Raw genomic sequence first — 26,614 nt, 5'->3', positions numbered from 1 at the left:
GCAACTACCCGATGTCTGAACTACGACCAAACCAGACCCCGAACTTTAGCCGCTTTGCTGACTGGTGTTTGCACAAAGATAGCCTCTCAATTGAGGCACAGCATACAGTTGAGGTGTTGCTGGAAATCGCTGGCACATCAGATTGCTATGAAGCAGAGCGGATACTATTAAACTACACTGAACTTCGTCTTCGTGCGTATCAACCTGAGCGGATTTCAGACCTAAGACCGTTATTTGGGCTAATTAAACTCAGAGAACTGGATCTAGGTTTAAATCGCATTTTAGACTTGAGTCCTTTATCTGAACTGATTAATTTAAGAAAACTGCGTCTTGATTACAATCAAATCTCAAACCTGAGTTCACTGTCTGGACTTATCCAACTTGAAGAACTGCATCTTCAGGGCAATAGTATTTCAGATGTAAGTCCACTGTCTGGGTTGAGTAACCTCAAAGTATTGGATCTTAATAGTAATAGTATTTGTGACCTCAATCCTTTGTCTGGACTTACTAATCTCTTGGAACTATATTTATGCTACAACAATATTACAGACTTGAGTTCACTGTCTAAACTAACCAATCTGGCTAAACTACATCTAGGTAACAATAGTATTTCAGACCTGAGTCCACTATCTGAACTGACTAACCTAACCTATCTATATCTAGAAAGCAATACCATTAGTAACCTCAGTCCGTTGTCGGGGCTAACCAACTTATTTGACCTGAGTATTCCTTATAATCAAATTTCAGATTTTAGTCCAATATCAAGTCTTATCAACTTGGGACAAGTATATTTAGATTGCAATCGCTTTTCAGACCTGAGTGTGCTTTCTGGACTGACTAATCTCAAGGGAGTGGATATTGCCCAATCGGAACAAATTGTATATGACTCGAGCTGGTTGCTTCCTTTGCAAAATAAATGGCATTCTTTATTAACTGTACCAATAAATGAACAAAAAGCTATAAAAATAGTAAAATCCATCTATGCAGTTATTGGATACGAAGAACCTAAGATTATTGTTTGCTCTAGTCCAAAAATCAATGTTACATACTTAGGCGAACAACAAAACTGGGGAGAGTCCTTATTTGGTGAAATCTGGTATTCCATAGGACAAAGAAATCAATCTCTGTGGTTTTTGATGTCCTCACACCTTCAAAATCAAATTTCACAAGAGCAGCCTCTAAGGTCAATCATAGAGGGACTATCGACAGAAGATGATAGTATTGAAAATGAATATGAAGAAGATGAAAAAAATACTAATAATTTTAAATTTTTAGAAGGGTATTATATCACCTCTGATGACCTTATGAATATCATTGGTGCAACGAAGTTATTGGTCCGTGAATTGCAATATCAACTTTCCCCTCAAGAACAAGAACTATTACAATGCCTAAATCAGCTATTTGAAAACTGTGGTTGGATATTTCCGTTTGAGAAAGTTTGTGTAGTGTGCGATCGCCCCCGTAAAATTTGTTTAGACAGTGATAATCACCTACACGCCGAAGCCGAACCAGCAATCCAGTTTGCCGATGGCTGGCATACTGGATACTACTATCACGGTGTCAAAATTCCTGAGAAATACGGCAAGCTACATCCCCAGAAATGGCAACCCCAATGGCTTTTAGAAGAAGACAACGCCGAACTGCGGCGCGTCTTAATTCAAGGTATCGGTTACGATCGCATCTGTGAGGAACTACAAGCGCAAGAACTCGACTCTTGGCAAGAATACACTTTACTTTGCATCGATGCTGATGTCGATGTTGAGCCAATTCACCTATTAAAAATGACTTGTCCTAGTACTGGCAGAATTCACACCTTAAGAGTACCGCCTGACATCAAATCTGCAAGAATTGCTATTCAATGGGTAAATTGGGATATAGATCCAGAAGATTTTGCTGTACAAACCTGAAATATTATTTCTCAAAGTTTGATAATAAGAGCTTGCGATTCATATCCAGAATTTACCAATTTAAGATACTAAAATACGAGGACGAATGGTTTCTTTAATTGTCTTGCCTGATGTTTGTTCTGCTAACCTTAATTCATAGTTTTTCTGAAGATTTAGCCAGAATTCTGCACCAGTTCCAAAATACTGTCCTAATCGCAAAGCTGTATCAGCTGTTATCCCTCTTCTACCCTTAATTATTTCGGTAATCCTGTTTTTAGGAACATGGAGAACACGAGCTAAATCACTCGCTGTCATTCCGAGTTCAGTAATTTCATCAGCAAGAATTTCTCCGGGGTGAATAGGTGGACGCGCCATTTAACTCTCCTTCTGCGATAATTTATGATTTCTATGTTGAAGGGCTTAAAATAATCATCAGGTCAGTTAAAGCAAATTCTCCATTGGTCATTAATTCGCATACTATACTGACATTTTCTATCCCCTCCCAAAGACTCAAAGCGATTACTTGGTAATTGCTCAAAGCTTCTTTGTCAGGGGCTGCTTCTAAGATGTCAAGTCGTTTTTGTGCCTGTCTCTCAAAAGTTTGAAATTCTCTAACTCTTTTTCCTAAAGCAAAGATTTCCGTCCTTTTATCCTTGTATTTAGGGTTTCATTTGACGGAGACATATAATAAAATAGCAGTAACTGTTAGGGGTTACGTAACTTGTAACTTATGAGAATTATACTAACACAAAGAATTGATATGGCGGCATCCGTTCTGTTAAAGATGACTTGTCCCAGTAGTGACAGAATCCACACCTTAAAAGTACCGCCTGACATCAAATCCGCAAGAATTGCGATTCAGTGAGTAAATTGGGATATAGATCCAGAAGATTTTTTTGTGCAAACCTAACCCACAAATGGTGATGAGAGACAATTACGGAGATTTTTTGATTCGTAACTGGGAGGAGAGCGATCGCACAAGAGCCGCCTCAGTCATCAGTTATGTATTATCAGAATACGGTCTGGGTTGGGAACCCAACGGCGCGGACAAAGATGTCCTGCAAGTAGAGGAACATTACTTAGCAGCTGGCGGTGAATTCTGGGTAATTGAACACCAAAGCCAGATAGTAGGTACTGGGGCATACTATCCCGTCCATCGTGGGGAAAAAGCTGTAGAAATCCGCAAAATGTATCTTTTACCCAGCGTTAGAGGTTTGGGATTAGGGAAATTTTTGTTACAACAGCTAGAAGCGGCCATCTCCTCCCGCGGTTTTCAGCAAATTTGGATTGAAACCGCCAGCGTTTTGGTAGAAGCAGTCAAGTTATATGAAAGCAACGGCTACCAACCAGCAACAGGTGTAGAAACAACTCGCTGCGATCGCGTATATGTTAAGTCAGTGGTCAGTGGTCAGTAGTCAGTGGTCAGCGGTCAAAAACAACTAACAACTGACAAAGGACAAAAATTGAATGCTCAAAGGCTTACTCAACCTTTTTCTCCAATCTAATTGCCCCTTGTGTCAAAGAAGCACATATGACGAATTATGTCAATATTGTGCCAGACAATTGCAAAGCTGTCACCATAAAGACCCTAGCTGTTTATGGCAAGACCCAATACCAATATTTGGCTGGGGAGTTTATGGCGGTACTCTCAAACGAGCGATCGCAGTCATGAAATATGAGAATCAACCTCAAATGGCTCGTCCTTTGGGTCAATTGTTAGGAGAAGCATGGTTGTTAAATTCACCCAATCGTGACAAACGGCTTGTAGTCGTGCCGATTCCACTTCATGCCAGCAAGCAAAAACAACGCGGCTACAACCAAGCTGCATTGATAGCCCAAAGTTTTTGCCAAACAACTGGACAAAAATTAAAACTAAATGGTTTAGAAAGGGTGCGAGAGACTAAAGCGCAGTTTGGTTTATCAGCATCTGAGCGAGAGAACAACTTGGTTGAAGCTTTTGCTGTTGGGCCAGAACTTCGCGATCGCCGCCTAGATGCCCCAGTCTTATTAGTGGATGACATTTACACTACTGGTGCTACTGCCTTTGCTGCCGTGCAAACACTTCGTCAGCGTGGAATCGCAGTTTTAGGATTAGCAGCAGTTGCTACTGCCGTAAAAGATAACCATACCAAGAAATCATGGGCAAGCCATCCATGAGAAATCTATAATTGACCAAAGAAAGGATGAAGTATAAAGGATGTTCGACGAAGTCGTTCGCGTTCCCCGTTTGCAATAGCGTCTCCAAAGGAGAAGGGGTTGCCGTTCGGCTTTGCCGTTCCTAAAAGGTAGGCTAGGGTAGGATGAAAAAAGAGGGTAACAACTCGGACTCAGAGTAAGCTGATTCATCCGTAGGTTTTACTTTACACTTCATCCGCGTCTACATACTTCATACTTCAGGTGACTGATTATCCTGTGTTTGTGGGAACATTACTTGAAATGTATGAATAAAGCATTTGCTGCGGGTTTGAAAAAATTAATTATCGTTCCTGCCACATTGTTGGCAATTGGCGTAAGTACAAGAGCAGCATTTGCTCAAAATAAGTTATATAGTCCAATTCCTTTAACTACTAGCAGTACTGAACTTGCCGATACACTCTCAGAGAAAGATATTCCCACAGGTCAGGGTGGATTCGCCCGTGATTATACGGTGAAATTGAACAAAGGCGATAATCTAGCAGTCGATCTATCCTCTGAGAACTTTGACAGCATCATCACACTGTTAGCACCCGACGGATCGACACTAGCAGAAAATGATGATGGCCCCGACGGCACTAGTAATTCTCTACTATTTACCCGTATCAACGAGACTGGGACGTATATCATTCGTGTCCGGTCATTTGGAGAAACTGGAGTTGGAAACTTTAAACTCAAGGTGACAAAGCTGCAACCAATTAAGTAAAGTGCTGAGTAGTAGAGACGCGATTAATTGCGTCTGTGCAAGAGTTAGGAGTTAAGAAGATGATAGGGGGCGGAGGCGATAGAGGGAATAAAGAGTAGTTTGTGTATAGTCTTTTCCCCTCTGCCCCTCTGCCTCCTAACTCCCCAAAATGGTCACCACACAGAGAAATAAAGCTTCAGTCCACTCAACGACTGCGCCGTAGGTATCTCCTGTATGACCGCCTAATTTGTGATTGAACCATGCTGCGGTGAGAGTGGCGATCGCAATCCCGGCAAGTATCATTCCCAGTGCGAAAAATAGGTGCTTGCCATCTCGCAACCAAAGTAAACCACTCAAACTGAACAATAACAGCAGTCCTGGTAATAAATCTTTAGATGAACGAATGGCTTGCTTGTGAAATGCGCCTTTACCTGTAGGTTTTAAGTAAGGATATCGAGCAATTGCCACTTGTTGTCCCCAACGTGCCCAGCCGCAAGCCGCCATCATCACTAACCAGCGGTTTTCTCCGATATCTGTTAAGGTTGTTGTTTTCAGCAATAATATAGCGATTGCTGCCATTGCTCCAAACGCGCCTGTAGCGCTATCTGCCATTACCTCCAATCGCCGCTTTGGGTCGCCCACTGCCAAACCATCGGCAGTATCCATTGCCCCATCTAAATGCAATCCTCCAGTTATAGCAACCCAAACCCCCACTACCAAAGCACTACGAGTTAGCACTGGCATACCCAGATAATTCATTCCCGCGTCGCATAACCCTAAAATTCCCCCGATCGCCAACCCTACAAACGGTACAAGATGTGCCACTTCTTGGAAGTCCAACCCATTTATATAAGGTAGGGGAATGGCAGTGTAAAATAATATACTAGACAATAACTTTAAAAGTAGCTTTTCTCCCCACTTCCACCACCAAGGCTGATTCGTCATATTAGTTATATTAGTTAAGAGCCAGTAGCGGAATGAAACTCACAATGCTCTCACAAGTGGCAGCAGCAAATTTTAAAGCTTTAGATAAGATTGCTTGCGATTAAAGAATCATCCAAAAAATTTTGTTATGCTGTTTTCGGTAATCTAAAATGTTTAGTATAATTTGTAACCTAACATTCAAAAATCCAGTAAGCTAAAATTTCACTAGTACAGCATAGCGGAAATAACTACTCTACCTCTGTGCCCCTCTGCTCCTTTACCTCCTGCATAGCTACCTTCTCATACTAGAGAGAGTTGTGTTTTGTATCTTTCAACCAATAACTTACCCTGAATCATTAGACGATCGCCCCACAAAATTGATATTTTTTTAAATGTAGGGGGCCAACAGGCTGTTCAATGGATTGTGTAAGCTGTGTTGTACCTTACCTTCGCTCAATTCATATTTTCCTATGAGTCATCATCTACCCGACACCAGGATACCAGCTCCGTGCATTGTGAACACGGGCATTATTGTGAATAAGCTCGACATGCGCCGCTTGCTGACTGATTTAGGTCGAGTCCACTACATCTACACCCAAGAAGGCAAACCACAGAGCGAGGGTGAAGGAGATGTGATGGAAGTATTTGCCAATCCACAACGGTCTACTCTAGTTGCTAACCGGGCGCTTTACCTGAATGTTTGTAGTTTTGATTATCTGGAACTGAAACAGTCTCCACAGCAAGAACCCTGCTTTGATTTGATGCAAGAAGGTATGTGTCTGCGGCTAATTCCCCTTTCGACCCCTTTACAAGAGCGAAGGGAGCGGAACTTGAATGTCAGCGCCATAGAAGCGATGATGGAGCAAGTCCTCTCAGCCAGATGGGATGCGGAAATTGACGATGACTGTTCTGACTCATTTTAGAATAGGGGAAGTCAGGAATCAGGAGTCAGGATATTCTGACCCCTATTTTGACTATGACAACTGAATGCAGCCTTGTATGGCATACCATGTACACAGGAAGTTGCTAGGACTTAGTAGTAAGTACTCAAATGTTTACTACGAGTTGATTGCCAATTTTTGTGTATTGATAATTAGCGAAATAGTATTATTTTTACCTTGAGTGCTATATTTTCTTTTCAATCCCTTGCTTGCTGTAGCCAGACAAAAGCCAGAGCAGGGGTATTTTTCACTCCTCATGGCCCTGTGGAAACTCCCAGATTTATGCCAGTTGGGACGCTAGCAAATGTCAAAACCGTGACCCCAGCCCAACTTAAAGACACTGGGGCACAAATGGTATTATCTAATACTTATCATCTCCACCTGCAACCAGGGGAAGCAATTGTCGCTGGAGGTGGTGGGTTGCACAAATTTATGGGCTGGAATGGGCCAATGCTCACTGATTCCGGTGGATTTCAGGTTTTCAGTTTGAGCGAAATGCGAAAAATTACAGAAAAAGGAGTAACTTTTCGCTCACCCCATGATGGACAAATCATTAACTTAACACCGGAACGCTCCATCGAGATCCAGAATACTCTGGGGGCAGATGTAATCATGGCATTTGATGAATGTCCTTCCTATCCCGCTACTCGCCAAGAGGTGGAAGCTGCCACCAATCGGACTTACCGCTGGTTAGAACGCTGTATTACAGCTCATCAACGCAGCGATCAGGCACTATTTGGGATTGTGCAAGGTGGTGTGTATTTGGATTTGCGCTCCCAAGCTGCTGTGGCTTTAGCTCAACTGGATTTGCCTGGATATGCCATTGGTGGCGTGAGTGTGGGAGAACCGCCAGAATTGATGGCTCAGATTGTGCAAGCGACAGCACCACTGCTACCACCTGAAAAGCCGCGTTACTTGATGGGGGTGGGTACTTATCGGGAAATGGCAATTGCGATCGCTTCTGGTGTAGATTTATTCGATTGTGTGATTCCCACCCGTTGGGCGAGACATGGCACGGCGATGGTACAAGGCGATCGCTGGAATTTAAAAAATGCTAAGTTTCGTGAAGATTTTGCACCATTAGACGACACTTGTCCTTGTTATGCTTGTCAAAACTTCAGCCGCGCCTACATATCTCATCTTGTGCGATCGCAAGAAATTTTAGCTTATACATTATTGAGCATTCACAACATTACCGAACTAATTCGTTTTACCCAAAAGATCCGAGAAGCAATATTAAGCGATCGCTTTTTTACAGAATTTGGCCACTGGCTTGAGGCAGATGGGGGGACAGAGGGACAAAAATAACTACTGACAAACGACTATTGTACAGACGCGATTAATCGCGTCTCTAATAATGACCAATGCCCAAACCATGTTAAGATACATCTCAATTATGAAAGCTGTGTTGGATTAGGTGGATTTAAACGAACATGGAAGCAGCAATTTTATTAGCAAAACTGCCAGAAGCTTACCAAATCTTTGACCCTTTGGTAGACGTTCTCCCTGTTATTCCCGTCTTCTTCTTGTTGCTTGCTTTTGTATGGCAAGCAGCTGTTGGGTTCAGATAAGTTAATTTATTGTTAATTGCAGGGACAGGTATTTTACCTGTCCTATTTTTTTGCAGCATCTTCTTATTTAAACTTTGTATTTATTAATAATTTGTAATAAATTGCGATGAATTAAGTAAGATAGGTATAAAGTCTGTTTAAAACTCAGCCTTTCCAGACACGCTTACAGTCAACGAGGAATTAATCAGCTATGGGTAATATCAAATTTGTTAAAGAAAACCAAGAAGTAATAGCGGCGGATGGTGCTAATCTCCGACTAAAAGCGATTCAAAACGGTATTGACATATATACATTGCTTGGCAAAATGACAAATTGCGGCGGCTACGGTCAGTGTGGCACCTGCATTGTCGAAATAGTCGAAGGAATAGAAAATCTTTCTGTGCCAACAGATGTAGAAAACCGGAAATTAAAGAAAAAGCCTGCAAATTACCGCCTTGCCTGTCAAACTTTAGTGAATGGGCCTGTAAGTGTAGTAACTAAGCCTTAATCCTTTAGGTTCATTCTCTGGCAATATTTGCGAAAGAGTAAGTAAAAAATTTGAGCTAATACTGGCATTGATGATGCTATTCTAAAGTTGTTGACTGGAAATTAGAGAGAGGCTTTCTTGCTATGCAAGTTAATGACCTAGGGTTCGTAGCGAGCATTCTGTTCGTGCTAGTTCCCGCTGTGTTTTTAATAATTCTGTACATTCAAACAGCTAGCCGCGAAGGTAAAAAAGATTAAGAGTTTGTGTATAAGATAAAAGACCCCTGCACCATTGGTATAGGGGTTTTTGTTTATCAACCGCTAAATTTATTTAGACATTAAGCAACTGTCCGTGCTAACAACACAGGACAACTGGCATTGACTCGAACGTAGTCAGACAAAGAAGCGCCTACTAGTCTGTCTATATCAACAAAACTTTTAGCCACTGATGGACGACGGTCTGGAGAACCGAGCAATAGTAGGTCTACGTTTAACTCCTCTGCCAAGCGACAAATTTCTTCACCAGGCTTACCGCTGCTGGTGAAACAACGAGCTTGCACACCTTGTCTTTGCGCTTCCGCAACTGCTGCTGCCAAAGTTGGATTTTTTTCTGGGCTAATTTCACTTACTTCAGATGTTTTGCCCCGTAAATCTGTAGTAACGTTACTCAAAATTAATTGACCACCTGGAATATCTCTCAACAAAAATAAGGCCAAACTCAAGCAGTGTTTTGCTGCATCAGAGTTGTCTATTGCCACCATAACGCGCCTAATTTTTTTGACATAAATGTCATCTTTTACCAGCAACATGGGGCGAGAAGATAGTTGAAAAACATACTGACTAACTGAGTTAGATAAAATCGATTGCAAGCGCTTAAGTCCGCGCGAACCCATAATAATTAAGTCAGCGTCAATTTCATCTGCTACTTGGCAAACTACATCTTTGGGTTCGCCCTGTCGTAAAATTGAAGAAACTTGACTAGGGTCTAAATTTAAAGTTTGAATAGCATTAGCCAGAATTTTACCACCCTCTTCCCATTTACCTGTCATAGCAGCAGCAGTATTTTGGGCAGGAACAACATGCAAAACTGTAACATTTGCTTGTTGTATTGATGGTATTTCTTTCAATGTCTTGAGCATTTCTTCTGCATGTCCCAAGCCAGAAACCGCTAGCAAAATTTTTTCTATCATTGTAACTTCTTGTTGTTAGGGTTGCTTTGTTGTTTGCTCTTAGTACTTAGTTCGTACTAGGCTCAGTTGAGGTTTTCAACGCCTTATTCAACAACCTAGTCAGTAAGTCGGTACAAATTAACTCTTAGTAATCAGTCATTGGCATTCAAATATATGACAAATAACTAAGATATATTGAGTTTATTTGCTCCTCGTTATGTACGCTTTTTAACTAGGCTTCAATGATTAAGCATACTATCAATGTAGCTCAATAAACTTCATAAATTATTATGTTAGTTATTATTTTTAATCTATATTTACTATTTTTAATTATAAATAAGTTAAGTATTGCAAAGCAGTACCAGCAAAATTGCCTAAAGCATAGCATTTTTAACTTACATAGATAATAATTTCTGTGTCGCGTAGGTTGTTAATATTCAATCTTGTAAAATGCGATCGCCCTTGGCGTTGGCGCAACCATCGCCATTCTATATGCTTTATTAATAAGTGTTTTTACTCTTGATTATTAATAGTTATTCTGAATTTTTTTAGATGCCTAAATCAGATTGGCATCTAAATTTTTGTAAAGGAAATATTAATCTATCTACGCCAAAAATCCTGAGATCAAACTTGGTAAAGCACTTTTTCAAGTTGATTAGCAGTCATTGCTGGCATCCCCAAAATCTTATACAAAGCTGGATTAAACTCGCCGCGAACAGTGAGGAGCATTGCTTGAATTAAAGCATTAGCTTTGAGAATAGTCTCTTGGAATTCCATTTCTACATCAGATAGAGCGACAATGCCACCTCCTATACCTATAGAAGTTTTATCTGGTGTTAGCACTGCGGTACGGATGACAATATTGAGGTCTGCTGAACCGTTAAAACCCAAGAATCCTAGCGCTCCTGAATAAACTCCTCGTGCCTCATGCTCAAGTTTGTCAATAATTTCCATAGTTCTGAGCTTAGGCGCACCTGTCATTGAACCACCAGGAAACGCCATACGAATGCAGTCTGTAGCAGCCATCTCTGGACATAAACGACCACGGATAGTAGTCACGAGTTGATGCACTGTCGCATAAGTTTCCACGTCCATCAATTTCGGGACGTGGATACTACCTACCTCGCAAACTCGTCCTAAATCGTTGCGTAACAAATCGACAATCATCAAGTTTTCAGCACGATCCTTTTCACTGTGACGCAAGCTTTCACGGAGTAAGAAATCTTCTTGGGGAGTCTGTCCGCGTCGCAAAGTACCCTTGATGGGTTTAGTTTCTACCCATCCTTGGCGGTCAATCTGCAAAAATCGCTCTGGGGAGGAACAAGCAATGGCAATATCACCAAAACGCAGAAAGGCAGAGTAAGGAGCCGGATTAATTTGACGTAATGTACGATAAAACTTTAGCGGGTCTGGAGTTGTATCTGTGTACAACTGATTTGTCAGGCAGACTTGGTAAGTTTCTCCTTCATAGATTTCCTGTAGACATTTGTGGATATCATCTTTATATGTCTGGTATGACCGACTGAGGCGGAAAATCACAGGATTAGAGCTTGTATCTGTGACGATAGAAGGAAGGGGAGGAAGTTTTCGCAGTTGTTTTTCTATTAGCTCAAACCAAGCTTGAGCTTGTACAGTTTCACCCCTGCTAGCAAGATACACTAAATAGGTGGTTTGTTCTTGGTGGTCAAAGGCAATCATCCGGTCGGCTAAAAGAAAAATGGCATCGGGAAGGGATGAAGAATGTACTAGCAAAGACCCACATTCTGCTTTGAGTTCATAACCGAAATAGCCAACAAACCCACAGTTAAAATTAAAAGGCAGTTCATCAGACTGGTAACGGCGGCGATTAATTTCTCGTTTGAGATACTCGAAAATACTTTCTTGAGAGCGTGTTACTTTACCAGATTGAGTGATAGTGAGTTCTTGGAGTTGGGTACGGTAGCGAACCACTAAGCTGTTTGACCCACCACTTCCTCCCATGAAAGAGAAACGGGACAAACCCGGCTCTACCCGGCTACTATCGAGCCAAAAAGCGTTGGCATCTTCTCCAAAAAGATGAACGAACGCCTGTTCTGCATCAGCATAGTAACCCAATTTTTTGCTGTAAATTTCAAATTCTTGGTTTTGTTTTTGGGATGAGGAGTTAATGGAGATAGGGAAAACTTTTCTGCTGTTTTTTTTTGGTAATTGTTTTTGATTTCTGTTGTTTTGCTCGATAAATTGCTCAGTAATTTCTTTGAAGTTTTGCAGCAGTTTGTATCCATATTCAGTACGGATAGATTCTGGATGGAACTGTACCCCCCATAACGGGCGGTGGCGATGACGCAACCCCATGACGAGTCCTTCTTCTGTCCAAGCGACTTTTTCTAAACAACTAGGCAATTCTTCGGAAACCAGCAAGGAATGATAGCGTACCACACTGAAGGGAGTGGGAATTTCTTGGAATAAATCGCAACCATTGTGGTAGATGTCACTTAATCTTCCATGTCTAACTTCTGGTGCGTGGATGACCTTGCCACCATAATAGTAGCCAATTCCCTGATGACCGAGACAAACGCCAAGCAAGGGCACATCTATATGTTGCAGTAACTGTTGGCAGATACCAAAGTCTTTAGCCTTTTCTGGACGACCAGGGCCAGGAGAAATAACCACGTTATCAAATGCTAGCTCTTTTAGGTTATGCCAGTCTAGTCGATCGTTGCGAATCACCAGAGGAGGCTTGCCATTTACTTCTGCCATCATCTGGTAAAGATTAAAAGTGTAAGAGTCGTAGTTATCGATAATTAGTGTTTTGATCTCACTCATTTTACAATTCATTTATTAAGTAAATTATATTTCTATCGGTGAGTTATGACGCTGGACAAAGCACTATACCCAAATGATTTGCCGCAAGCTAGGGTCTTTTGTTACGCTAGCAAAACGTGATAAACATGTTTGAAACTGGCTTCAAGTTAGAGATGCGATCGCGTCTCCTGTGCAATTAAATAGAAACTACACCAGGGTCAATGCAACCTTGGCAAGCAGGGTATTTAAGTGTTGAGATTACATTTTCATGATTTGTCTCTGTTTTTAGCTGCCATGTACCGGAAGTTTCTGCAAGAATAGTAATTTCTCCGGCACATAATTGCTGTTTTGGCAAACCTGATTTACCCATCAAGGTAAGTTCACTAGCTGAGTGAACGCATGAGCGAGTCACTTCTGTACAGATAAATTGTTTCAACCGTTTAGATATATCTTTCTTTAGGTTTAAAAGTAAGCTAAAAAGTTCTGGTACAACGTGTCCATAATTATTGTTACTACCAACAGATAAAACTGCTATTTCTGCATCAATAGCCTCTAATAATTGCCTAAGTTCATCTCCATTTTTGGGGTATGCCCCATGATGAGGAATTTTAACAATGTTTGCTCTCAGTTCTTTAGGTTGGCAGATATTGATACATTGTTTTAGTCCAGCGCCCTCAACATCTGCAAGTAGCAGTGCTGCAAAATTGCCGTAAGTGACACGCAGTACAAGAGATATTTCGTTATCCTTACCTTTAATATCAACAAGATGATTCTGAGCGTACAAAAGACCTGGATGTAAAATATGGATTTCTAAATCTTGTTGGGAATATGGATTAGCACCACGAGTAGCTTCTATAAAAATAATTTCTCTTGATTGTTCCCATTGGCTCAGACGTAACAAGGCATCTTCAAGCCTTTTATTAGCAGTTCTGTTAGCGGCTACTTTTTTCTTCGCTTCCTTATAAACTTCGTAAGGAAGACAAAGAGTTCCTATTGTTCCACCACGTTTCAACCAATTATCAAGAAACGTCACTAAATCCTCTAGAGACGGAAAATGGTCTCGATGTTCGTGGGTTATGTAAATTCTGCTAATAGTATTTGCTTCATTATTTTTTAACCATTTAAGAAGAAAGGGTATCTTATGAAGGTCAACAATAATAATAGAACCACCATCAGCACGTATAACGATGGTATCAGCATTACCTACAGGTAAAAAAGCTAACTCACAAGTCATAAAAATATTTTACATCTCTATCCCTAGTTCCTTAGTTAGTTCTTCGTCAGTTAAGTAGGGACGAGGTGTGTGGCGAAAGCGTCTAATAGCCCAAGGGCGTTGAGCAAGTTCCGCAAAAATCTCTACATCTTCACTGAGTTCTGCTTCAAACACTGTACCATCAAGCGCCCAACCGGGAATCTCTGGCAAAATCGGAAGCCATTCTTCCCGATTATCATCCATTAGACCACTCAGATATAGGCGAATTTTACTATTATCTGCGGATATCTCTAAAACTTGACCACGTACAGTAAATGTAGGCTTTGTTTGTTCTAATTTCCACAATCCTAGCTCTGGAGGTGTTCCTGTACGTACTATTGCAAGTCGAGGAGGATTACCATAAGATTCCTCAACTAGTTCATCTAATCGCCTGTGAAGTTTATCTGGCTCAAAAATAGGAATGCGGTTTTTGTCTCTTTCTAGAATTTGACGAGTAATTTGGATAATTCGGTTATCAATACTGTATGGTAATGGTAGCTTATATAATAAGTCTTTCGTGATCCCTCTTGAACTTCTTCCTTGTAAGGAAAGTTCACCAACTATTGTTGAAGACAAAATTCCTAGTAACCAAATTTTCTGATCTTCATAGCTAAGTGTTTCCCACTCAATCCAGTTTTTACAAGGATTATACTTTTTGTAATGTCTACCGGATTCTGTAATGGGTAAAATGCAAAATATGTGATTATTAGGGCATAACCCTATTGTGTCAAGATGTGCAGATAAAGGGTTTGATGTCCCACGATTGATATCGCTACCAACCAAAACTTTGGGCGAATCCAATAGAGATTCATCTTGGAAGCGACCTCCTTCAAGAAAATCTCTGCCGTATCTAATCCAACGTGCGTTTGGGTCTATTCTTTCTGGATCAGCCCATATTCTTTGGTTGTCATGCCAAGCTAAACGCCAGTTACGTTTACATTTAACTCCATCTGGACATTGATCAACTGGTGGATACTGTCTACCTAAATAACCTAGTTTCACACCATTAAAAACGTAGAAAAGCCTTCCTAAAGGTATTGTTGGAACAGAGATATTTATGAATGGTGATGTAACTGATGCCCAGTCATCTAGCTCTGAATTTAATTGTGTAATCCAAGTTTTACCAAGAAAACCATTATCACGAGTATCAGGAATCCTAACTTGAGAAAATATTGCCCGTGCAGCAGTGGGTAGTATTCTTTGAGGCTTGCCCACACTGCCTAAAACAACGCACACATCCTGATTTGCATCAATTCCTACATTACCTGCTGGACATTGCCATACTTCAAATATGTGGCATTTTTCAGCTAGCAAACTCCTTACATTTGGTATGCCATGAGTTGAAGCTGTTAAAAAAGATTGAGGCAGAATAAAAGCAAATTGAGAATCTTTATCCAACCAACTTAAAACTTTCTCTATAAATTTTGCTGCTTTTTGAGTATTGCCATCTTCTGCAAAAGGAGGGTTTGCAACAATAACACGAGGCTTAATGCCTAAATTTTCTTTAGTTAATTTTTCATAGTCTTTATGAGAAAAGTGAGAAGGAAAGGGAAAAGGAACGCCTTTACCCAATGACTCTTTTGCTAAGGTGTATCGAAGTTGTGTTACTAAATCAGCGTATTGATCTAAATCATTACCAGCAACGTGATGTGCAAGATAAAGACCTCTATTTTCAATATCTTCTGGAATATCAGACATTCCTGCAAGACGAGATGTAGCAGCTAACAACAGACTGCCTGAACCTGCTGCTGGATCAAAAATGACTCGCTCCTCTGGACGTAACCTTTCTAAAGGAAGTAGCTCAAGCATACGTTCAGCGATCGCAACTGGAGTATAGTGTCGCTGTAAGTCAGTCCATTTTTTACCACTTACATAGTCTGGTAATTCTTTAATGGCACGTTCGTATAATAGCCCTACATCTCTATGATCTACCAAAGCAAAGCTGACTTGACTACCTAAGTGAGCGCCTAAATGCTGCAAAACTCGATCGGTTAAATTAGGTATTGACTCTTCAAGTGCTTTTCTAAAAAAACCATTGGCACGAGGTACAGTTAGATGCAACAATGCCTGGGGATCGTTAGTTGGGATAGAGTCAGAACCAAAAAAACCTTTGTCTTGTAAAATTCTTGCTGCCATAAATGCGATCGCAACACGAATTCCATGGCCTGCTATTTCTGTACGTGACGATAGGTAACTTTGTGGGTTTGTTTGTTGATTAGGTAAACCAACATATTCAAGCACTCCTTTAATAGCTGTTTGAAATGCTCGATCAAGTTCTGCTCTTTGCCGAAGTAGAAAAGATAAACTCCGCTCTGTGAGGTATTCTTCTAAATCTGCAAGCGTTAGCTGACCTGTCCGAAATTCTGCTAGAGCTTTTGGTGAAAATAATTTACTTCTTGGTTCGGCAAGCTCCACCGCAAGGGAATCAGGCTCTATTTCCCGTTGCTCGAACCTACCTGAAGTGTCAAGATACTGAAGGATGTAAACTTCATCTGATACTAACAGCCCCGCACGAACGGGGTAACGAGATAGCCTTTGTTTCCATTGTTCAATATTTGCCTGTGAAACTGATTGCACAATAAATGCTAAATTTTGTACGTTAGGACGAAGAGCATAATCAGTCCATAAGGCATCAATTGGTATTGGTTCGCGGTCACTATCTAAGGCTGGGGGAATACGCACGTCGCGGTGTGGCTCCATGTTCCACACTTGCCGCGCTGTTTCAATTACATAAATAAGTCCCCGTCCAGCCATTTTAAAGTCAAATTTACTACAGAAACAATAATTGTCATTTGATGTATTTTAGATTACCAATATGACATCCACTTGTCACCACTATATTGGAAATCCACGAAAAAAGCGATCGCTTGTAATCGCCATAGACAAAAAATAGTAGTTCAAAGCAGCTAATGGAGTCGGTTATAACTCCATGAATAGTGCTAGTTATGGCTTGTATTTACTTGACTTAATAAGTGAGACATAACTGACACCTAAAATTTTGATGAAGTTTCATTATATTAATATCGCTTAATATTATCACTTTGTTATACAAAATTAGTTTTTTATGTAACAAAGTTTTGTAATTACTCTTTTATTGATACTAAATCCTACTTTGTTGTAATTTTGGTATAATTTAAGGCAAACTCTAGCTCTAAGAGACTAAAGCCGGAAGTGAAGTACGAAAGTAGATAAGGTAACAAGCATGAACCAGATGTCAGGTTTTACAAGGCAAGAGACAATACATCTGGCAGGTTGTACTTCCAGCCGACTCGCCTACCTGGAGAAGGTAGGTCTAGTCATTCCTTACAGATTTGGGAGTAATGCAAGACCAACTGTAATTTTTAGCTGGGAGCAGCTTCTGGAAATACGAGCCATCAAAAATTTAAGAAAAAACGTCTCTCTACAAACGGTCAGAAAGATAATAAAGTTTTTAGATGATAGCGGTTATGATAACGGTTTGAGGGATAAGCAGTTAGTCGTTATCGGCGAAGAAGTCTTTTGGGTTCAGCAAGATTGGTCAGACTTTGGCGAAAATTTACCCACAGCCATGAAAGTAGCAGACAAAAGTAATAAGCAAGTAGGGCAGTACGTTCTACTTGTCATACCCTCACTAACAGAGATTGTGAATGAAATTTGGGAAGCTGCTAGAAAATCGAAAGTAATAGACTTCAAAAGCTTTGAGCAAAGAGCCAAAGTTTTGCCAGCTTAGTTACATTCCTCAATCTACGAATGTACAAAGAACTCAATTGACTGTAATCACCATACCCGCACTTTCATTGGCTAATCTATCTACTGCACACACAGCATAAGTTCCGCTTTGAACAGTAGCAAAAGTTGTACCAGCAGACAAAATTCGCTGAAGAATCCAACTATCCCCACTCTGCCGATAAAGCGTCCAAGAACGAACTGGTCGATCGTCACCAGGTAGCCAATTAAGTTTAGGGCTGATGAATCGCAGTTCTTTGGGGGGAGCTGGTGGAACTGCATCCTGCCACAACATAGTAGGCACTAATGCAGGTTTGGAATAAAGCGATTCTTTGAACTTGTCAGCAATGCCTTGGCGATTTTCATTGATAGAACTCATACTGAAGAAGATATTTCCTAGTGACAAATCTGCTACTAGGTTGCGACTAATTTTAACTTGCTTTTCAATCTCCTCATCTTTCCAAGCTTTACCATCTAGTTGTCCAATGTTGTTACCTGCATAAATGTGTCGCCGCTTGGGATTAATTTCTGTCCACCATTTCAACAATACGGGGTAACTCTGTTTTGTTTGGTCGGTGCGCCAATAGAGTTGAGGGGCTAAATAATCAACCCAGCCTTGCTCTAACCATTTCTTGGAATCAGCATACAGCACACTGTAGGCATCTAAGCCAGTAATTCCTGATGGTTGTCCAGGGCGGTAAATGCCAAAAGGACTAATGCCAAATTTCACGTAGGATTTTGTTGCTTTAATTCCCTGAGATAGACGCAGCACCATTTGATTAACATTTTCACGCCGCCAGTCAGCTAAACTCAGTCCACCACCTGCTGCTTTGTAAGCTGCGTAGGTATTGCCATCAGGGAAAGATTTACCCTCAATGGGATAGGGATAAAAATAGTCATCCAAGTGAATGGCATCCACATCATAGCGACGTACAACATCGATAATCACGTTGTATGCTCTATCCTGAACAATTTTTATGCCTGGATCCATCCACAGTTGATTGCCCCATTGGTAAACTACCTCTGGATTAGTTACAGCTATGTGGGGACGAACATTGGGCGCACCCTGAGTGCTAGTCTTGGCGCGGTAAGGGTTGAACCAAGCATGAACTTCAATATTGCGTTTATGACATTCAGCGATCGCAAATTCCAAAGGGTCATAAAATGGTTCTGGTGCTTTCCCTTGAGTTCCTGTCAGCCAAGCACTCCAAGGCTCTAATAGGGAATTATACAGGGCATCCCCCTCCGGTCGCACCTGCAAGATCAGGGCATTGAAGTTTAGCGCTTGTAATTGAGTAATAATTTCCAGCAGTTCGGCTTTTTGTTGTGCAGCTGTAAGTCCTGTTTTGGATGGCCAGTCACCATTCCACACGGTTGATACCCACGCACCTCGGAACTCTCGCTGATGACTTAGCTTGACAGTTCCAGGCGGTGTTGGCGTGGGTGTTGGTGTTGGGATGGGGGTTGGTATTGGCGTGGGTGTTGGTATTGGTATTGATGCTGGCGGTACTATGAGGTAGGTAGAGGCAATCTTGTCAGCCTGCCCCTGATACACCAAAACCTGATAGACCATCACGGTTACATCTGCGCGAGTTGCCGCTAAAGTCGGGTTCAGTAATTTGATATTCGGGTAGCTAGCAACTAATCCGGCACTAGTAGCAATAGCCACTTGATTTTTGGCATAGGCAGGAATTTTAGCTGCATCTTGATAAATTTGCGGCAATGCACTTAGCAAGTCTGGCTTTACCTTGGTGGCAATCTCCAAGCCATTGACCATAGCAACTAAGACATCGCCCCTGGCAATGCGGTCGTTGGGACGGAAACGCCCATCAGGGTATCCAACCAGAAATCCTGTTTCGTAAACCTTTTTAATAGCACTTGCCGCCCAGTGATTAGCAGGGACATCAACAAAGGGGACATACTGCCGCTTCACAGGTACTGTAAAGACTGCCGCAACGATCGCAGCAAACTCAGCGCGAGTGACTGAATAATCCGGGCGAAAAGTCCCATTGGGATATCCATTCAAAATGCCACGCCCTGCTAAGGCTTCAATGAATAGGCGTGCCCAATGGTTTTGAACATCCGAGAAGCGCGTAGAAATAGATACCATCGTCGATTGCAGCTAACTTGCCTTGAGCTTAATATCCTTTGTTAATTTAACAAGATGAGAGCGATCGCGCTTGGATTGTCGTATAAATTTTCACAGTTACAGCCTCACACTCCTGTCTTGGATAGGATATGAGTATTAGGCAAAGTTATTAACTCTATGACTAAGACACCTGTACAACTGAGTTTTGAGGAGTATTTGACCTACGATGACGGGACTGATAACCGCTATGAGTTGATTGATGGGAAATTGGTAATAATTCCACTGCCAACAGGCGATCGTTCAGATGTAATTGATTTTCTGTCTGACACATTTAGAGCAGAAATTAGCAAACAAGGTCAAACTTGGATAGTAAAACGTGATGCGGGAGTTTATATAGGTATCAATCTTACAAATGGAAAAGACCGTTCTCGAACCCCTGATTTGTGTGTTGTCACTCAAGCTCAGTGGGCTAAGGTTAAGGCAGATAAAACTAGAGCAGCTGTATTGAGAGATGCACCTTTACTGGTTGTGGAAATAGTTAGCCCTAGCAGCAAAAAAATAGACTATCAAACTAAAGAGCAAGAATATAAAACTATAGGAATTCCTGAGTATTGGATTGTAGACTTTCAAAAATCTCAGATTACTATTCTATTGCTTAAGGAAGGAGAATATGAGCGAAGAGAATTTTTCGGTACTGAACGAATTGTGTCTTTGACTTTCCCGGAATTAATTCTAACACCACAGCAGATTTTAACAGTTTAAGATAGTTATTAGCCACTTTTTTGTACAGCTTATGGTTAACATAGCAGGTCAACTCACTTTAGAAGAGTTTCTGGCACTACCAGAAGGAGATGTATACTATGAGCTTGTCGATGGTCAGGCAACCCCTAAAGTGTCTCCAAAATTTTTCCATTCAACTTTACAAGCCGCCTTGCTAATCCTCATTCGTGCATGGTGTAAAGGCAAAGGTAGAGTCCTTGCAGAGTGGGCAATTCTCTTAAAGCGTCAAGGTAAAGATTGGGTTCCTTTACCAGATTTGACCTATATTTCCTATGAACGTTTACCCTCAAGTTGGAAGCGTAATGAAGCTTGTCCTGCAATTCCAGAATTGGTAATTGAAATTATCTCTCCAGACCAAACCATGAAGCAATTGGAAGATAAAGTTAAGGATTATTTAGCAGCAGGTGTGTTACGAGTTTGGGTTATAGATCCGGAAGCAATAAATATTAGAGTTTTTCTGTCGGATGGTTCGTGTCAAGTTTACACGGATAATACACCCATTGTAGATGAGTTACTTCAAAGTTTGGAGTTAACAACAAGGCAGATATTTGAAGAGGCTGAATTGATTTGAGTTTGGAAGAGCGATATAATTGTTTTAGAGGTTACTCTACTATAACTTTACTCGCTAAACTCTATAGTTACTGTAATAATTATGATAATTTTGGATGTATTTTTGCCCGGACAAGTACAGCAGTAATGTTGTCATGGCCATTGTATTGATTTGCTAAATCAATTAATTCTGTGATGCCTCGTTCCAGGTTAGCCCCAGTACTCAGCAGGGGAAGTAGGTGAGTTTGCCAATGGATTTCTAGTAAATCATTATCTGATAGACCGTCTGAGACAAGAATGAAGAGGCTATCTTCATCGATCTCAAAAAATTCCACATCGGGATTAATTGAGTTTTCATCCCGAGGCCCCAAGGCTTGGGTCAGTTGGTAAGCATCTGGACGAGCATAAGCTATACTCGCTTCTACTCCTCTAGCAATTTCGCGTTGACCAACTTGGTGATCTACTGTGATTTGTTCCAGTCCCCGCTTACCAGTCAGGCGATAGAGGCGACTATCTCCTACATGAGCAACTGCTGCTTGCGTGCCTTGAATTAAGAGCATGACCAAGGTTGTACCCATGCGCCCGACACCAGAACGGGCATTTTGTTGATTTACCTGATAAATTGCCTGATTAGCTAAATATACTGCTTGACGGATACTATCTTCCGTTGGTAGTTGGTTGGCAATCCAATGTTCTTGAAAGTATTTCTGTAAGGTGTTGACTGCCAACTTACTGGCTATCTCACCGTCAGCATGTCCACCCAAACCATCGCAAAGAATATACAAACCATGAGCTTGTAAGACTCGGTTTTTCGGTAATTGTGGCTTGTCAAATTTAGTGTAAATGCTAAAGCAGTCTTCATTGTGATGGCGTTGACGACCCACATCAGTGCCTCCAGCATCCTCCAAGCTACTTAACTGTATTGGCAGTACAACGGTTGGCAAATCATCATCTTTGGCAAAGACATTTTCTAGCTCATTCAATTGCACAATAGTGTGTCTGCTATTATCTTGACTAATCAAACTTGCTACCGAGTTTGAGGATGATACTGCTTCTATAGGTGAAATAATTCGAGTTTCAATCCTTGCTACATCGTCATCTGTGAGTCCTAATTCTTGCTGCAAATCCTTTAAATCATTGCGAGTGGCTTCATTAAGAGGCAACTCTTGTTGAATTTCCTCATACAATGCCTGTTCATATTCCTGTAAATTTGCTTTATGCTCGTGGTAGGGTTTGAGAACTTCATCTTCGATAGCAGCAGTAACTTCAGCAGACAGTCCCAATTTCTCTCGTTTCAGGTTAAGAAGCTTGCGAGCTGTAATAGTAAACTTACCATCTCTCAAGCGTTGTTGAACTTCTTGGCGATACTTCAGCGTGGGATCGTCAACTCGAACTTTAGCCAGTAAAATTTTACCACCTTCTCTAATTGGATAAATTTCCGGTTTCATTTTACCCGGAGCAGCATCTTGAACTTTTTCTCTGGCGTATTCGTGTAACTCATCGATAGAAACTGCACTATCCCGATCTCGATCTGCAATTCCCGTCCTGATACCCTCAACTAAAAAATGGGTATAAATTGAGAGGTCAAACCCCGGAAGCTCAAACGAATACTGTGTTGATGTACTAGATGTGAGAACAGCTCGTCCTTCTCCACCTAATTGTTGCTTGACAGGCACAGAACTATCATCTTTGGCAGTCATTCCTTGGGCAAAAGCACCACTGAAGCAACAGTCAAGAATTACCACTTGTCGCTTTGAGCGGCTATTGCTCATAATATTTTGTATATAATTCGCTGCTACTGCTGTTGGCTGAACGAGTGCTTCTTGCTCTTTGCGAGTATTACGGGTTGCTAAATAAAGATTGCCACCATCATCTTTAACTCCATGACCAGAGAAAAAAAGTAGCAGGAGGTCATCTTTGTTGCGATTTACAAACAAAGTATAGATCGCTTCCTCCATTGCTTGTCGTTCAGGATTAATGAGCGGTGTCACCCAATCAAAACCACCGATTTCTGGATTTTCCAAAACTTCGCGCATTGCTTCGACATCTTTGGAAGCCGCAGGTAGGGGTGAAAGACCATTCCCGTATTCACTAACCCCAATCAGCAATGCCACCTTAACCATCTGAGATTCTCCATCCTGTTACGAATGTCTGTGCTGCCCCATATTGAAGATAGGATGTATGCCATTTTTCAATTTGTACTGCGGGTAATACACAAGTTATCACAACTACCTCATGCAATCCATGTAGTAATATTTCCCGTTGTAGTTGTGGCGATCGCAAAGTTTACTAAGATACCGAGCGGGTACTACACATTTGCCAAAAGTCAACTCGCAGCGATAACTAGCTAAAATATAACGGAAATCAGTAGTCTAGGATTCTAACAAGTGCGAAAACAAGTATTCTATCTATTATTTGTACTGAGCTTAGTTGGCGTTCTGGGCTTTTCTTACATATCGGATATCGTAGAGCGATCGCCTACAGTTAGTTGCCGCCGATGGGGATTTATTTCCTCAAAAGAAGGAAAATACTACTCGTACCCTGAGAAAATAGTAGTTGAGCCTTGGCGAGGTCGGCATCAGGTCTACGGTATTTTTATGATTCCAGATGGATACCGCAGCGATCATTTTGTCACATTAAAAATACCTGGAGAGAGAACTTACTGCGGACTACTTCTAAGTGTCAGTAGCTTTAATGAAGGAATTCATGCCAAGCCTGGATACTACCTATTGCGAGGGTACTTTAACACGCGAGTTGCTATTGAGTTAATTCTCAAAGGCAAAGGAGATCAGTTAGAACAACCTAGTAACTGGAGATTAGGTTACGCCAAGCAAAAACAAAAATAATCCTGCTTTACACCAGCATTCCAGCAATACAAGCAGTGATAAAACTCGCAAGTAATCCACCAATCATCGCTCTAACACTCATACGAGCTAAGTCTTGCTGACGTTGGGGTGCCATCCCTGCAATGCCAGCAATCATAATTCCAATTGAACCGATATTCGCAAAATTACACAGTGCATAAGTAGCAATAATTATTGCCCGCTGAGAAATTTTGCCACTCTCAATTAGTGTCTTCAAATCTAAGAAAGCGATAAACTCATTGAGAATTGTCTTTGTACCCAACAACGCCCCTACTTGCCTACAATCATTCCAAGGTACTCCCATCAAAAATGCCACGGGAGCCATGAGAAAAGACAATATCCATTGCAATGATAGCTGCTCTAGACCAACGCGCCCTCCCAACCATCCCAACAGTGCATTCACAGCAGCCAGCAATCCCAAAAAGGCAATGATCGTTACCCCGACGTTAACTGCTAGCTTCACGCCGTCAATCGCCCCGGTAGTAGCAGCATCAATTACATTCACGTAACTGGTTTCTACATCCATGTTTGCTTTACCAGTTGTCTCTGATATTTCCGTTTCGGGGTACAGCAGTTTTGATACTACCAATGATGTGGGAGCAGTCATAAAGAATGCGGCAATCAAATGTTCTGGTGGGATACCAAACGAAAGATACGCCCCTAAAACTCCACCCGCAATAGTGGCAAAACCTCCAGTCATCAACGCATGGAGTTCCGATTGCGTCATATTCGATACATAAGGTTTGACCATCAGCGCTGACTCTGTTGGCCCCAAAAAGATGTTACCCGCACAGGATAAAGATTCAGAACCTGATGTTTTCATCGTCTGGATCATTACCCAGGCCACCACATTCACTACTCTTTGTAATATGCCGTAGTAATACAAGACGCTGATGACAGCAGAGAAAAAGATAATTGTGGGCAGCACTTGAAAGGCAAATAAATGCTCCTTAAAATTATCTCCAAAAACAAATTTGGCCCCAACATCAGAGAATGCCAAAAAATTGCTGACAATATTCCCTAAAGACTTAAACACATTTAAACCCCAAGGAGTTTTCAGAATTACTAAGGCAAATACAAACTCCAGTCCTAAGCCCCATGCCACTGTTCGCCATCGCACTGCCTGACGCTGAATAGATAGGGCGTAGGATATGCCGATAAAAACTAATATTCCCAGCGCGGAAATAGCACGTTCCATGTTTACTCCCGAAAATAATACCGCTAAGACATTTTGTGACAAAGCATACACAAAAATATGTCTTTGTGGTTAATTACTAGGGTTTTGAGGTTGCGATGATAAGCGCGATCGCTCAGCAAATTATTCTAGAAAAATATGGTGGTATCCAGGGAGAGGTTTGGGAGTTTGCGATTCAGATTTCGATTTCAACGCGCTGCAAACCTGATAACCTGAAAGTTACTTATCCAAAGATTGTCTATGAGTCGGATGTTTCGGCGTTATCATCGCCAGATTGCGATCGTCCTATGCTTACCCTTGTTTTTGACTGTGCTAACTGGTATGGGCTATACCATTGCCCATGAATGGTTGCATCAAGATGAGTTCGGCGAATTTATCCTCGGACTGCATACGCTGGAAATTTTGCATTTAGAGGCAATTTATCCAATGTTGAATGGTTTGGGATTAGTTGGCTTATTAATTACTGGTCTAAGTATGACAGGCTTATTTCGCACATGAGCCTAGCAGAGAGTAATCTTACGCAAATATACACATCAATACTTTACGCCTTTGTGCCTATGGTGCGGTAAACTGCGATTAAATAATTCTTGCTGCAATTCATTTACAAAGTGCGTAGGCGCAGCCTGCCGCAGGCATCGCTCAAATATCCTCTTCTATGTAAGATGTTCAAATATTAACTGACCAATACCGATTATCCTCTTAAATCAACTTGTGTAATCTACTCTGTGCTTTAGTGCTACAAATACTCATTTTTATTAATACTTAACTCATACTCCAACCGTTTTTTTAGGTCTCGTTCGAGAACTCTGGAATCAATGTATGGAATATAAGTCCAGCCTTTGACATCAAAATGGATGTTGGTTTCTTGCCTTGCGATTGTGATAACAGTTTTACCAACTCCACGAGCATAACCGAGTTCAAAGTAAACATTTGGTCTCTCATGTGTAAGATCTGCAACAATGAAACGAGCCGACTGAATCATCTCGATAATACAGTCTGTAATTTTGTAATCACCTAGAACATCTTTGATTCTTTTAGCTGTAAGACCAACAGCGCTACAGGCTTCCTGAATGCCCTCGAAGATCGGCTCCATATCGTCAAGGAAAGAGATAATTACAAACACAAGTTGATCCTCAACTTGTGGATTTGTTTTTGAGAGCTTTTTTGAAGGCTCAAGCCCTAATATCTTTGCTATTTCCCCAGCAACTTGCTTTGCAAGCTCATCAACAGCAACAAACTCTTGTAACTTGGGTCCTGATGAAGTCTTTAGAACACGGAGAAGTGTTTGCATACCCTCAGAATACGACTGACTAAAATCCACATATTGAATTGAGGCAAGAAATAGCGGTAGGTCAACTTTTTCAAGTAATACTGGTATTAAACGAGTACCACCCATTTTTGCTTGGCTAATAAAAGCAGTATCTTTCTTTAGTCACTCTAGGCAGAGGAAAAAGAGAAATAGTCTGACCAAAGGGATAAAAATAGATGATTGTGCAAAGTATTCATGATGCTAATCAGGTCAGAAAATCCCGTAGAAAGTTGAGGTATAGAAAATACTTTAA

At 41.2% G+C, this 26,614-nt stretch carries 25 protein-coding genes; 15 read left to right on the top strand and 10 right to left on the bottom strand.

Annotated features, from left to right (window positions below; all coding sequences use genetic code 11):
* The first annotated feature begins 11 nt into the window (after positions 1-11).
* Positions 12-1,907, top strand: a complete 1,896-nt coding sequence (locus RMY31_RS11730; protein ID WP_322657912.1) for a leucine-rich repeat domain-containing protein — start codon at positions 12-14, stop codon at positions 1,905-1,907.
* Between the two features lie 60 nt (positions 1,908-1,967).
* On the opposite strand, the gene RMY31_RS11725 is transcribed toward RMY31_RS11730, so the two are convergent.
* Positions 1,968-2,261 carry a HigA family addiction module antitoxin gene (locus RMY31_RS11725; RefSeq protein ID WP_322657911.1) on the bottom strand — a complete coding sequence of 98 codons (294 nt, stop codon included), beginning with the start codon at positions 2,259-2,261 and terminating at the stop codon, positions 1,968-1,970.
* A gap of 548 nt (positions 2,262-2,809) precedes the next feature.
* Here RMY31_RS11725 and RMY31_RS11720 point away from each other — a divergent pair.
* The 3 genes from RMY31_RS11720 to RMY31_RS11710 all read left to right on the top strand — a co-directional run bounded on the left by RMY31_RS11720 (position 2,810) and on the right by RMY31_RS11710 (position 4,785).
* Entirely contained in the window at positions 2,810-3,301 is a 492-nt protein-coding gene (locus tag RMY31_RS11720; protein ID WP_322657910.1) for a GNAT family N-acetyltransferase, read from the top strand.
* Between the two features lie 52 nt (positions 3,302-3,353).
* Positions 3,354-4,043 carry a ComF family protein gene (locus RMY31_RS11715; RefSeq protein WP_322657909.1) on the top strand — a complete coding sequence of 230 codons (690 nt, stop codon included), beginning with the start codon at positions 3,354-3,356 and terminating at the stop codon, positions 4,041-4,043.
* Between the two features lie 283 nt (positions 4,044-4,326).
* On the top strand, positions 4,327-4,785 hold the full coding sequence (locus RMY31_RS11710) for a PPC domain-containing protein (RefSeq protein WP_322657908.1): 459 nt from the start codon (positions 4,327-4,329) through the stop codon (positions 4,783-4,785).
* Positions 4,786-4,920: 135 nt separating this feature from the next.
* Here the strand turns inward: RMY31_RS11710 and cobS are convergent, their stop codons facing one another.
* Positions 4,921-5,709, bottom strand: coding sequence for an adenosylcobinamide-GDP ribazoletransferase (cobS, locus tag RMY31_RS11705; RefSeq protein WP_322657907.1), 789 nt, complete (start codon positions 5,707-5,709; stop codon positions 4,921-4,923).
* A gap of 449 nt (positions 5,710-6,158) precedes the next feature.
* Here cobS and RMY31_RS11700 point away from each other — a divergent pair, with 449 nt between their 5' ends.
* The 5 genes from RMY31_RS11700 (at position 6,159) to psbM (ending at position 8,923) form a co-directional block, all read left to right on the top strand.
* A complete protein-coding gene (locus tag RMY31_RS11700) occupies positions 6,159-6,611 on the top strand; it encodes a hypothetical protein (protein ID WP_322657906.1) in 453 nt (150 codons plus the stop codon).
* 195 nt (positions 6,612-6,806) lie between these two features.
* Positions 6,807-7,937 (top strand): tRNA guanosine(34) transglycosylase Tgt, encoded by a 1,131-nt coding sequence (gene tgt, locus RMY31_RS11695; RefSeq protein WP_322657905.1) that lies wholly within the window; start codon positions 6,807-6,809, stop codon positions 7,935-7,937.
* Positions 7,938-8,062: 125 nt separating this feature from the next.
* Positions 8,063-8,200, top strand: a complete 138-nt coding sequence (locus RMY31_RS11690) for a photosystem II reaction center protein K (protein WP_292835495.1) — start codon at positions 8,063-8,065, stop codon at positions 8,198-8,200.
* Between the two features lie 190 nt (positions 8,201-8,390).
* The gene (locus tag RMY31_RS11685) at positions 8,391-8,687 is read left to right on the top strand and encodes a 2Fe-2S iron-sulfur cluster-binding protein (RefSeq protein WP_322657904.1); all 297 of its coding nucleotides are present in this window, start codon (positions 8,391-8,393) and stop codon (positions 8,685-8,687) included.
* Positions 8,688-8,809: 122 nt separating this feature from the next.
* Positions 8,810-8,923, top strand: a complete 114-nt coding sequence (psbM, locus tag RMY31_RS11680; protein ID WP_017746279.1) for a photosystem II reaction center protein PsbM — start codon at positions 8,810-8,812, stop codon at positions 8,921-8,923.
* A gap of 80 nt (positions 8,924-9,003) precedes the next feature.
* On the opposite strand, the gene RMY31_RS11675 is transcribed toward psbM, so the two are convergent.
* The 4 genes from RMY31_RS11675 to RMY31_RS11660 all read right to left on the bottom strand — a co-directional run bounded on the left by RMY31_RS11675 (position 9,004) and on the right by RMY31_RS11660 (position 16,624).
* On the bottom strand, positions 9,004-9,855 hold the full coding sequence (locus RMY31_RS11675) for a universal stress protein (RefSeq protein ID WP_322657903.1): 852 nt from the start codon (positions 9,853-9,855) through the stop codon (positions 9,004-9,006).
* Positions 9,856-10,458: 603 nt separating this feature from the next.
* Positions 10,459-12,630 carry an aminodeoxychorismate synthase component I gene (gene pabB / locus RMY31_RS11670; protein ID WP_322658003.1) on the bottom strand — a complete coding sequence of 724 codons (2,172 nt, stop codon included), beginning with the start codon at positions 12,628-12,630 and terminating at the stop codon, positions 10,459-10,461.
* 184 nt (positions 12,631-12,814) lie between these two features.
* The gene (locus RMY31_RS11665; protein ID WP_322657902.1) at positions 12,815-13,852 is read right to left on the bottom strand and encodes a hypothetical protein; all 1,038 of its coding nucleotides are present in this window, start codon (positions 13,850-13,852) and stop codon (positions 12,815-12,817) included.
* Positions 13,853-13,861: 9 nt separating this feature from the next.
* Entirely contained in the window at positions 13,862-16,624 is a 2,763-nt protein-coding gene (locus tag RMY31_RS11660) for an N-6 DNA methylase (RefSeq protein ID WP_409877844.1), read from the bottom strand.
* Between the two features lie 448 nt (positions 16,625-17,072).
* Between RMY31_RS11660 and RMY31_RS11655 the strand changes: the two genes are divergently transcribed.
* Positions 17,073-17,579 (top strand): MerR family transcriptional regulator, encoded by a 507-nt coding sequence (locus RMY31_RS11655; RefSeq protein WP_322657900.1) that lies wholly within the window; start codon positions 17,073-17,075, stop codon positions 17,577-17,579.
* Positions 17,580-17,612: 33 nt separating this feature from the next.
* Here RMY31_RS11655 and RMY31_RS11650 read toward each other — a convergent pair whose 3' ends face one another.
* Entirely contained in the window at positions 17,613-19,685 is a 2,073-nt protein-coding gene (locus tag RMY31_RS11650; protein WP_322657899.1) for a glycoside hydrolase family 10 protein, read from the bottom strand.
* 156 nt (positions 19,686-19,841) lie between these two features.
* On the opposite strand from RMY31_RS11650, the gene RMY31_RS11645 reads away from it, so the two are divergent.
* Positions 19,842-20,426 carry a Uma2 family endonuclease gene (locus tag RMY31_RS11645; protein WP_322657898.1) on the top strand — a complete coding sequence of 195 codons (585 nt, stop codon included), beginning with the start codon at positions 19,842-19,844 and terminating at the stop codon, positions 20,424-20,426.
* A 31-nt stretch (positions 20,427-20,457) separates the two neighbouring features.
* Positions 20,458-21,015 (top strand): Uma2 family endonuclease, encoded by a 558-nt coding sequence (locus RMY31_RS11640; RefSeq protein WP_322657897.1) that lies wholly within the window; start codon positions 20,458-20,460, stop codon positions 21,013-21,015.
* A gap of 79 nt (positions 21,016-21,094) precedes the next feature.
* Here the strand turns inward: RMY31_RS11640 and RMY31_RS11635 are convergent, their stop codons facing one another.
* Positions 21,095-23,116, bottom strand: coding sequence for a serine/threonine phosphatase (locus tag RMY31_RS11635; RefSeq protein ID WP_322657896.1), 2,022 nt, complete (start codon positions 23,114-23,116; stop codon positions 21,095-21,097).
* A 24-nt stretch (positions 23,117-23,140) separates the two neighbouring features.
* Between RMY31_RS11635 and RMY31_RS11630 the strand changes: the two genes are divergently transcribed.
* Positions 23,141-23,344: a hypothetical protein gene (locus tag RMY31_RS11630; protein WP_409877843.1), complete on the top strand. Its 204-nt coding sequence runs from the start codon at positions 23,141-23,143 to the stop codon at positions 23,342-23,344.
* 36 nt (positions 23,345-23,380) lie between these two features.
* Positions 23,381-23,839 (top strand): hypothetical protein, encoded by a 459-nt coding sequence (locus RMY31_RS11625; protein WP_322657895.1) that lies wholly within the window; start codon positions 23,381-23,383, stop codon positions 23,837-23,839.
* 7 nt (positions 23,840-23,846) lie between these two features.
* Here the strand turns inward: RMY31_RS11625 and RMY31_RS11620 are convergent, their stop codons facing one another.
* A complete protein-coding gene (locus tag RMY31_RS11620; RefSeq protein WP_322657894.1) occupies positions 23,847-25,055 on the bottom strand; it encodes a NupC/NupG family nucleoside CNT transporter in 1,209 nt (402 codons plus the stop codon).
* Positions 25,056-25,292: 237 nt separating this feature from the next.
* Between RMY31_RS11620 and RMY31_RS11615 the strand changes: the two genes are divergently transcribed.
* Positions 25,293-25,550, top strand: a complete 258-nt coding sequence (locus RMY31_RS11615; RefSeq protein WP_322657893.1) for a peptidase — start codon at positions 25,293-25,295, stop codon at positions 25,548-25,550.
* Positions 25,551-25,788: 238 nt separating this feature from the next.
* Here RMY31_RS11615 and RMY31_RS11610 read toward each other — a convergent pair whose 3' ends face one another.
* A complete protein-coding gene (locus RMY31_RS11610) occupies positions 25,789-26,448 on the bottom strand; it encodes a hypothetical protein (protein WP_322657892.1) in 660 nt (219 codons plus the stop codon).
* Positions 26,449-26,614 lie beyond the last annotated feature (166 nt).

It is taken from the genome of Dendronalium sp. ChiSLP03b, assembly GCF_034531165.2.
GTDB lineage: Bacteria > Cyanobacteriota > Cyanobacteriia > Cyanobacteriales > Nostocaceae > Dendronalium > Dendronalium minutum.
The sequence above is the reverse complement of the archived record's forward strand: the minus strand, read 5'-3'. Positions and strand labels throughout refer to the sequence as shown.

Excerpts from the sequence above, each read along its gene's own strand:
- RMY31_RS11730 (WP_322657912.1), top strand. The coding sequence starts at position 12 with ATGTCTGAACTACGACCAAACCAGACCCCGAACTTTAGCCGCTTTGCT.
- RMY31_RS11725 (WP_322657911.1), bottom strand. The coding sequence starts at position 2,261 with ATGGCGCGTCCACCTATTCACCCCGGAGAAATTCTTGCTGATGAAATT.
- RMY31_RS11720 (WP_322657910.1), top strand. The coding sequence starts at position 2,810 with ATGAGAGACAATTACGGAGATTTTTTGATTCGTAACTGGGAGGAGAGC.
- RMY31_RS11715 (WP_322657909.1), top strand. The coding sequence starts at position 3,354 with ATGCTCAAAGGCTTACTCAACCTTTTTCTCCAATCTAATTGCCCCTTG.
- RMY31_RS11710 (WP_322657908.1), top strand. The coding sequence starts at position 4,327 with ATGAATAAAGCATTTGCTGCGGGTTTGAAAAAATTAATTATCGTTCCT.
- cobS (WP_322657907.1), bottom strand. The coding sequence starts at position 5,709 with ATGACGAATCAGCCTTGGTGGTGGAAGTGGGGAGAAAAGCTACTTTTA.
- RMY31_RS11700 (WP_322657906.1), top strand. The coding sequence starts at position 6,159 with ATGAGTCATCATCTACCCGACACCAGGATACCAGCTCCGTGCATTGTG.
- RMY31_RS11690 (WP_292835495.1), top strand. The coding sequence starts at position 8,063 with ATGGAAGCAGCAATTTTATTAGCAAAACTGCCAGAAGCTTACCAAATC.
- RMY31_RS11685 (WP_322657904.1), top strand. The coding sequence starts at position 8,391 with ATGGGTAATATCAAATTTGTTAAAGAAAACCAAGAAGTAATAGCGGCG.
- psbM (WP_017746279.1), top strand. The coding sequence starts at position 8,810 with ATGCAAGTTAATGACCTAGGGTTCGTAGCGAGCATTCTGTTCGTGCTA.
- RMY31_RS11675 (WP_322657903.1), bottom strand. The coding sequence starts at position 9,855 with ATGATAGAAAAAATTTTGCTAGCGGTTTCTGGCTTGGGACATGCAGAA.
- RMY31_RS11665 (WP_322657902.1), bottom strand. The coding sequence starts at position 13,852 with ATGACTTGTGAGTTAGCTTTTTTACCTGTAGGTAATGCTGATACCATC.
- RMY31_RS11660 (WP_409877844.1), bottom strand. The coding sequence starts at position 16,624 with ATGGCTGGACGGGGACTTATTTATGTAATTGAAACAGCGCGGCAAGTG.
- RMY31_RS11655 (WP_322657900.1), top strand. The coding sequence starts at position 17,073 with ATGAACCAGATGTCAGGTTTTACAAGGCAAGAGACAATACATCTGGCA.
- RMY31_RS11650 (WP_322657899.1), bottom strand. The coding sequence starts at position 19,685 with ATGGTATCTATTTCTACGCGCTTCTCGGATGTTCAAAACCATTGGGCA.
- RMY31_RS11645 (WP_322657898.1), top strand. The coding sequence starts at position 19,842 with ATGACTAAGACACCTGTACAACTGAGTTTTGAGGAGTATTTGACCTAC.
- RMY31_RS11640 (WP_322657897.1), top strand. The coding sequence starts at position 20,458 with ATGGTTAACATAGCAGGTCAACTCACTTTAGAAGAGTTTCTGGCACTA.
- RMY31_RS11635 (WP_322657896.1), bottom strand. The coding sequence starts at position 23,116 with ATGGTTAAGGTGGCATTGCTGATTGGGGTTAGTGAATACGGGAATGGT.
- RMY31_RS11630 (WP_409877843.1), top strand. The coding sequence starts at position 23,141 with ATGTCTGTGCTGCCCCATATTGAAGATAGGATGTATGCCATTTTTCAA.
- RMY31_RS11620 (WP_322657894.1), bottom strand. The coding sequence starts at position 25,055 with ATGGAACGTGCTATTTCCGCGCTGGGAATATTAGTTTTTATCGGCATA.
- RMY31_RS11615 (WP_322657893.1), top strand. The coding sequence starts at position 25,293 with ATGAGTCGGATGTTTCGGCGTTATCATCGCCAGATTGCGATCGTCCTA.
- RMY31_RS11610 (WP_322657892.1), bottom strand. The coding sequence starts at position 26,448 with ATGGGTGGTACTCGTTTAATACCAGTATTACTTGAAAAAGTTGACCTA.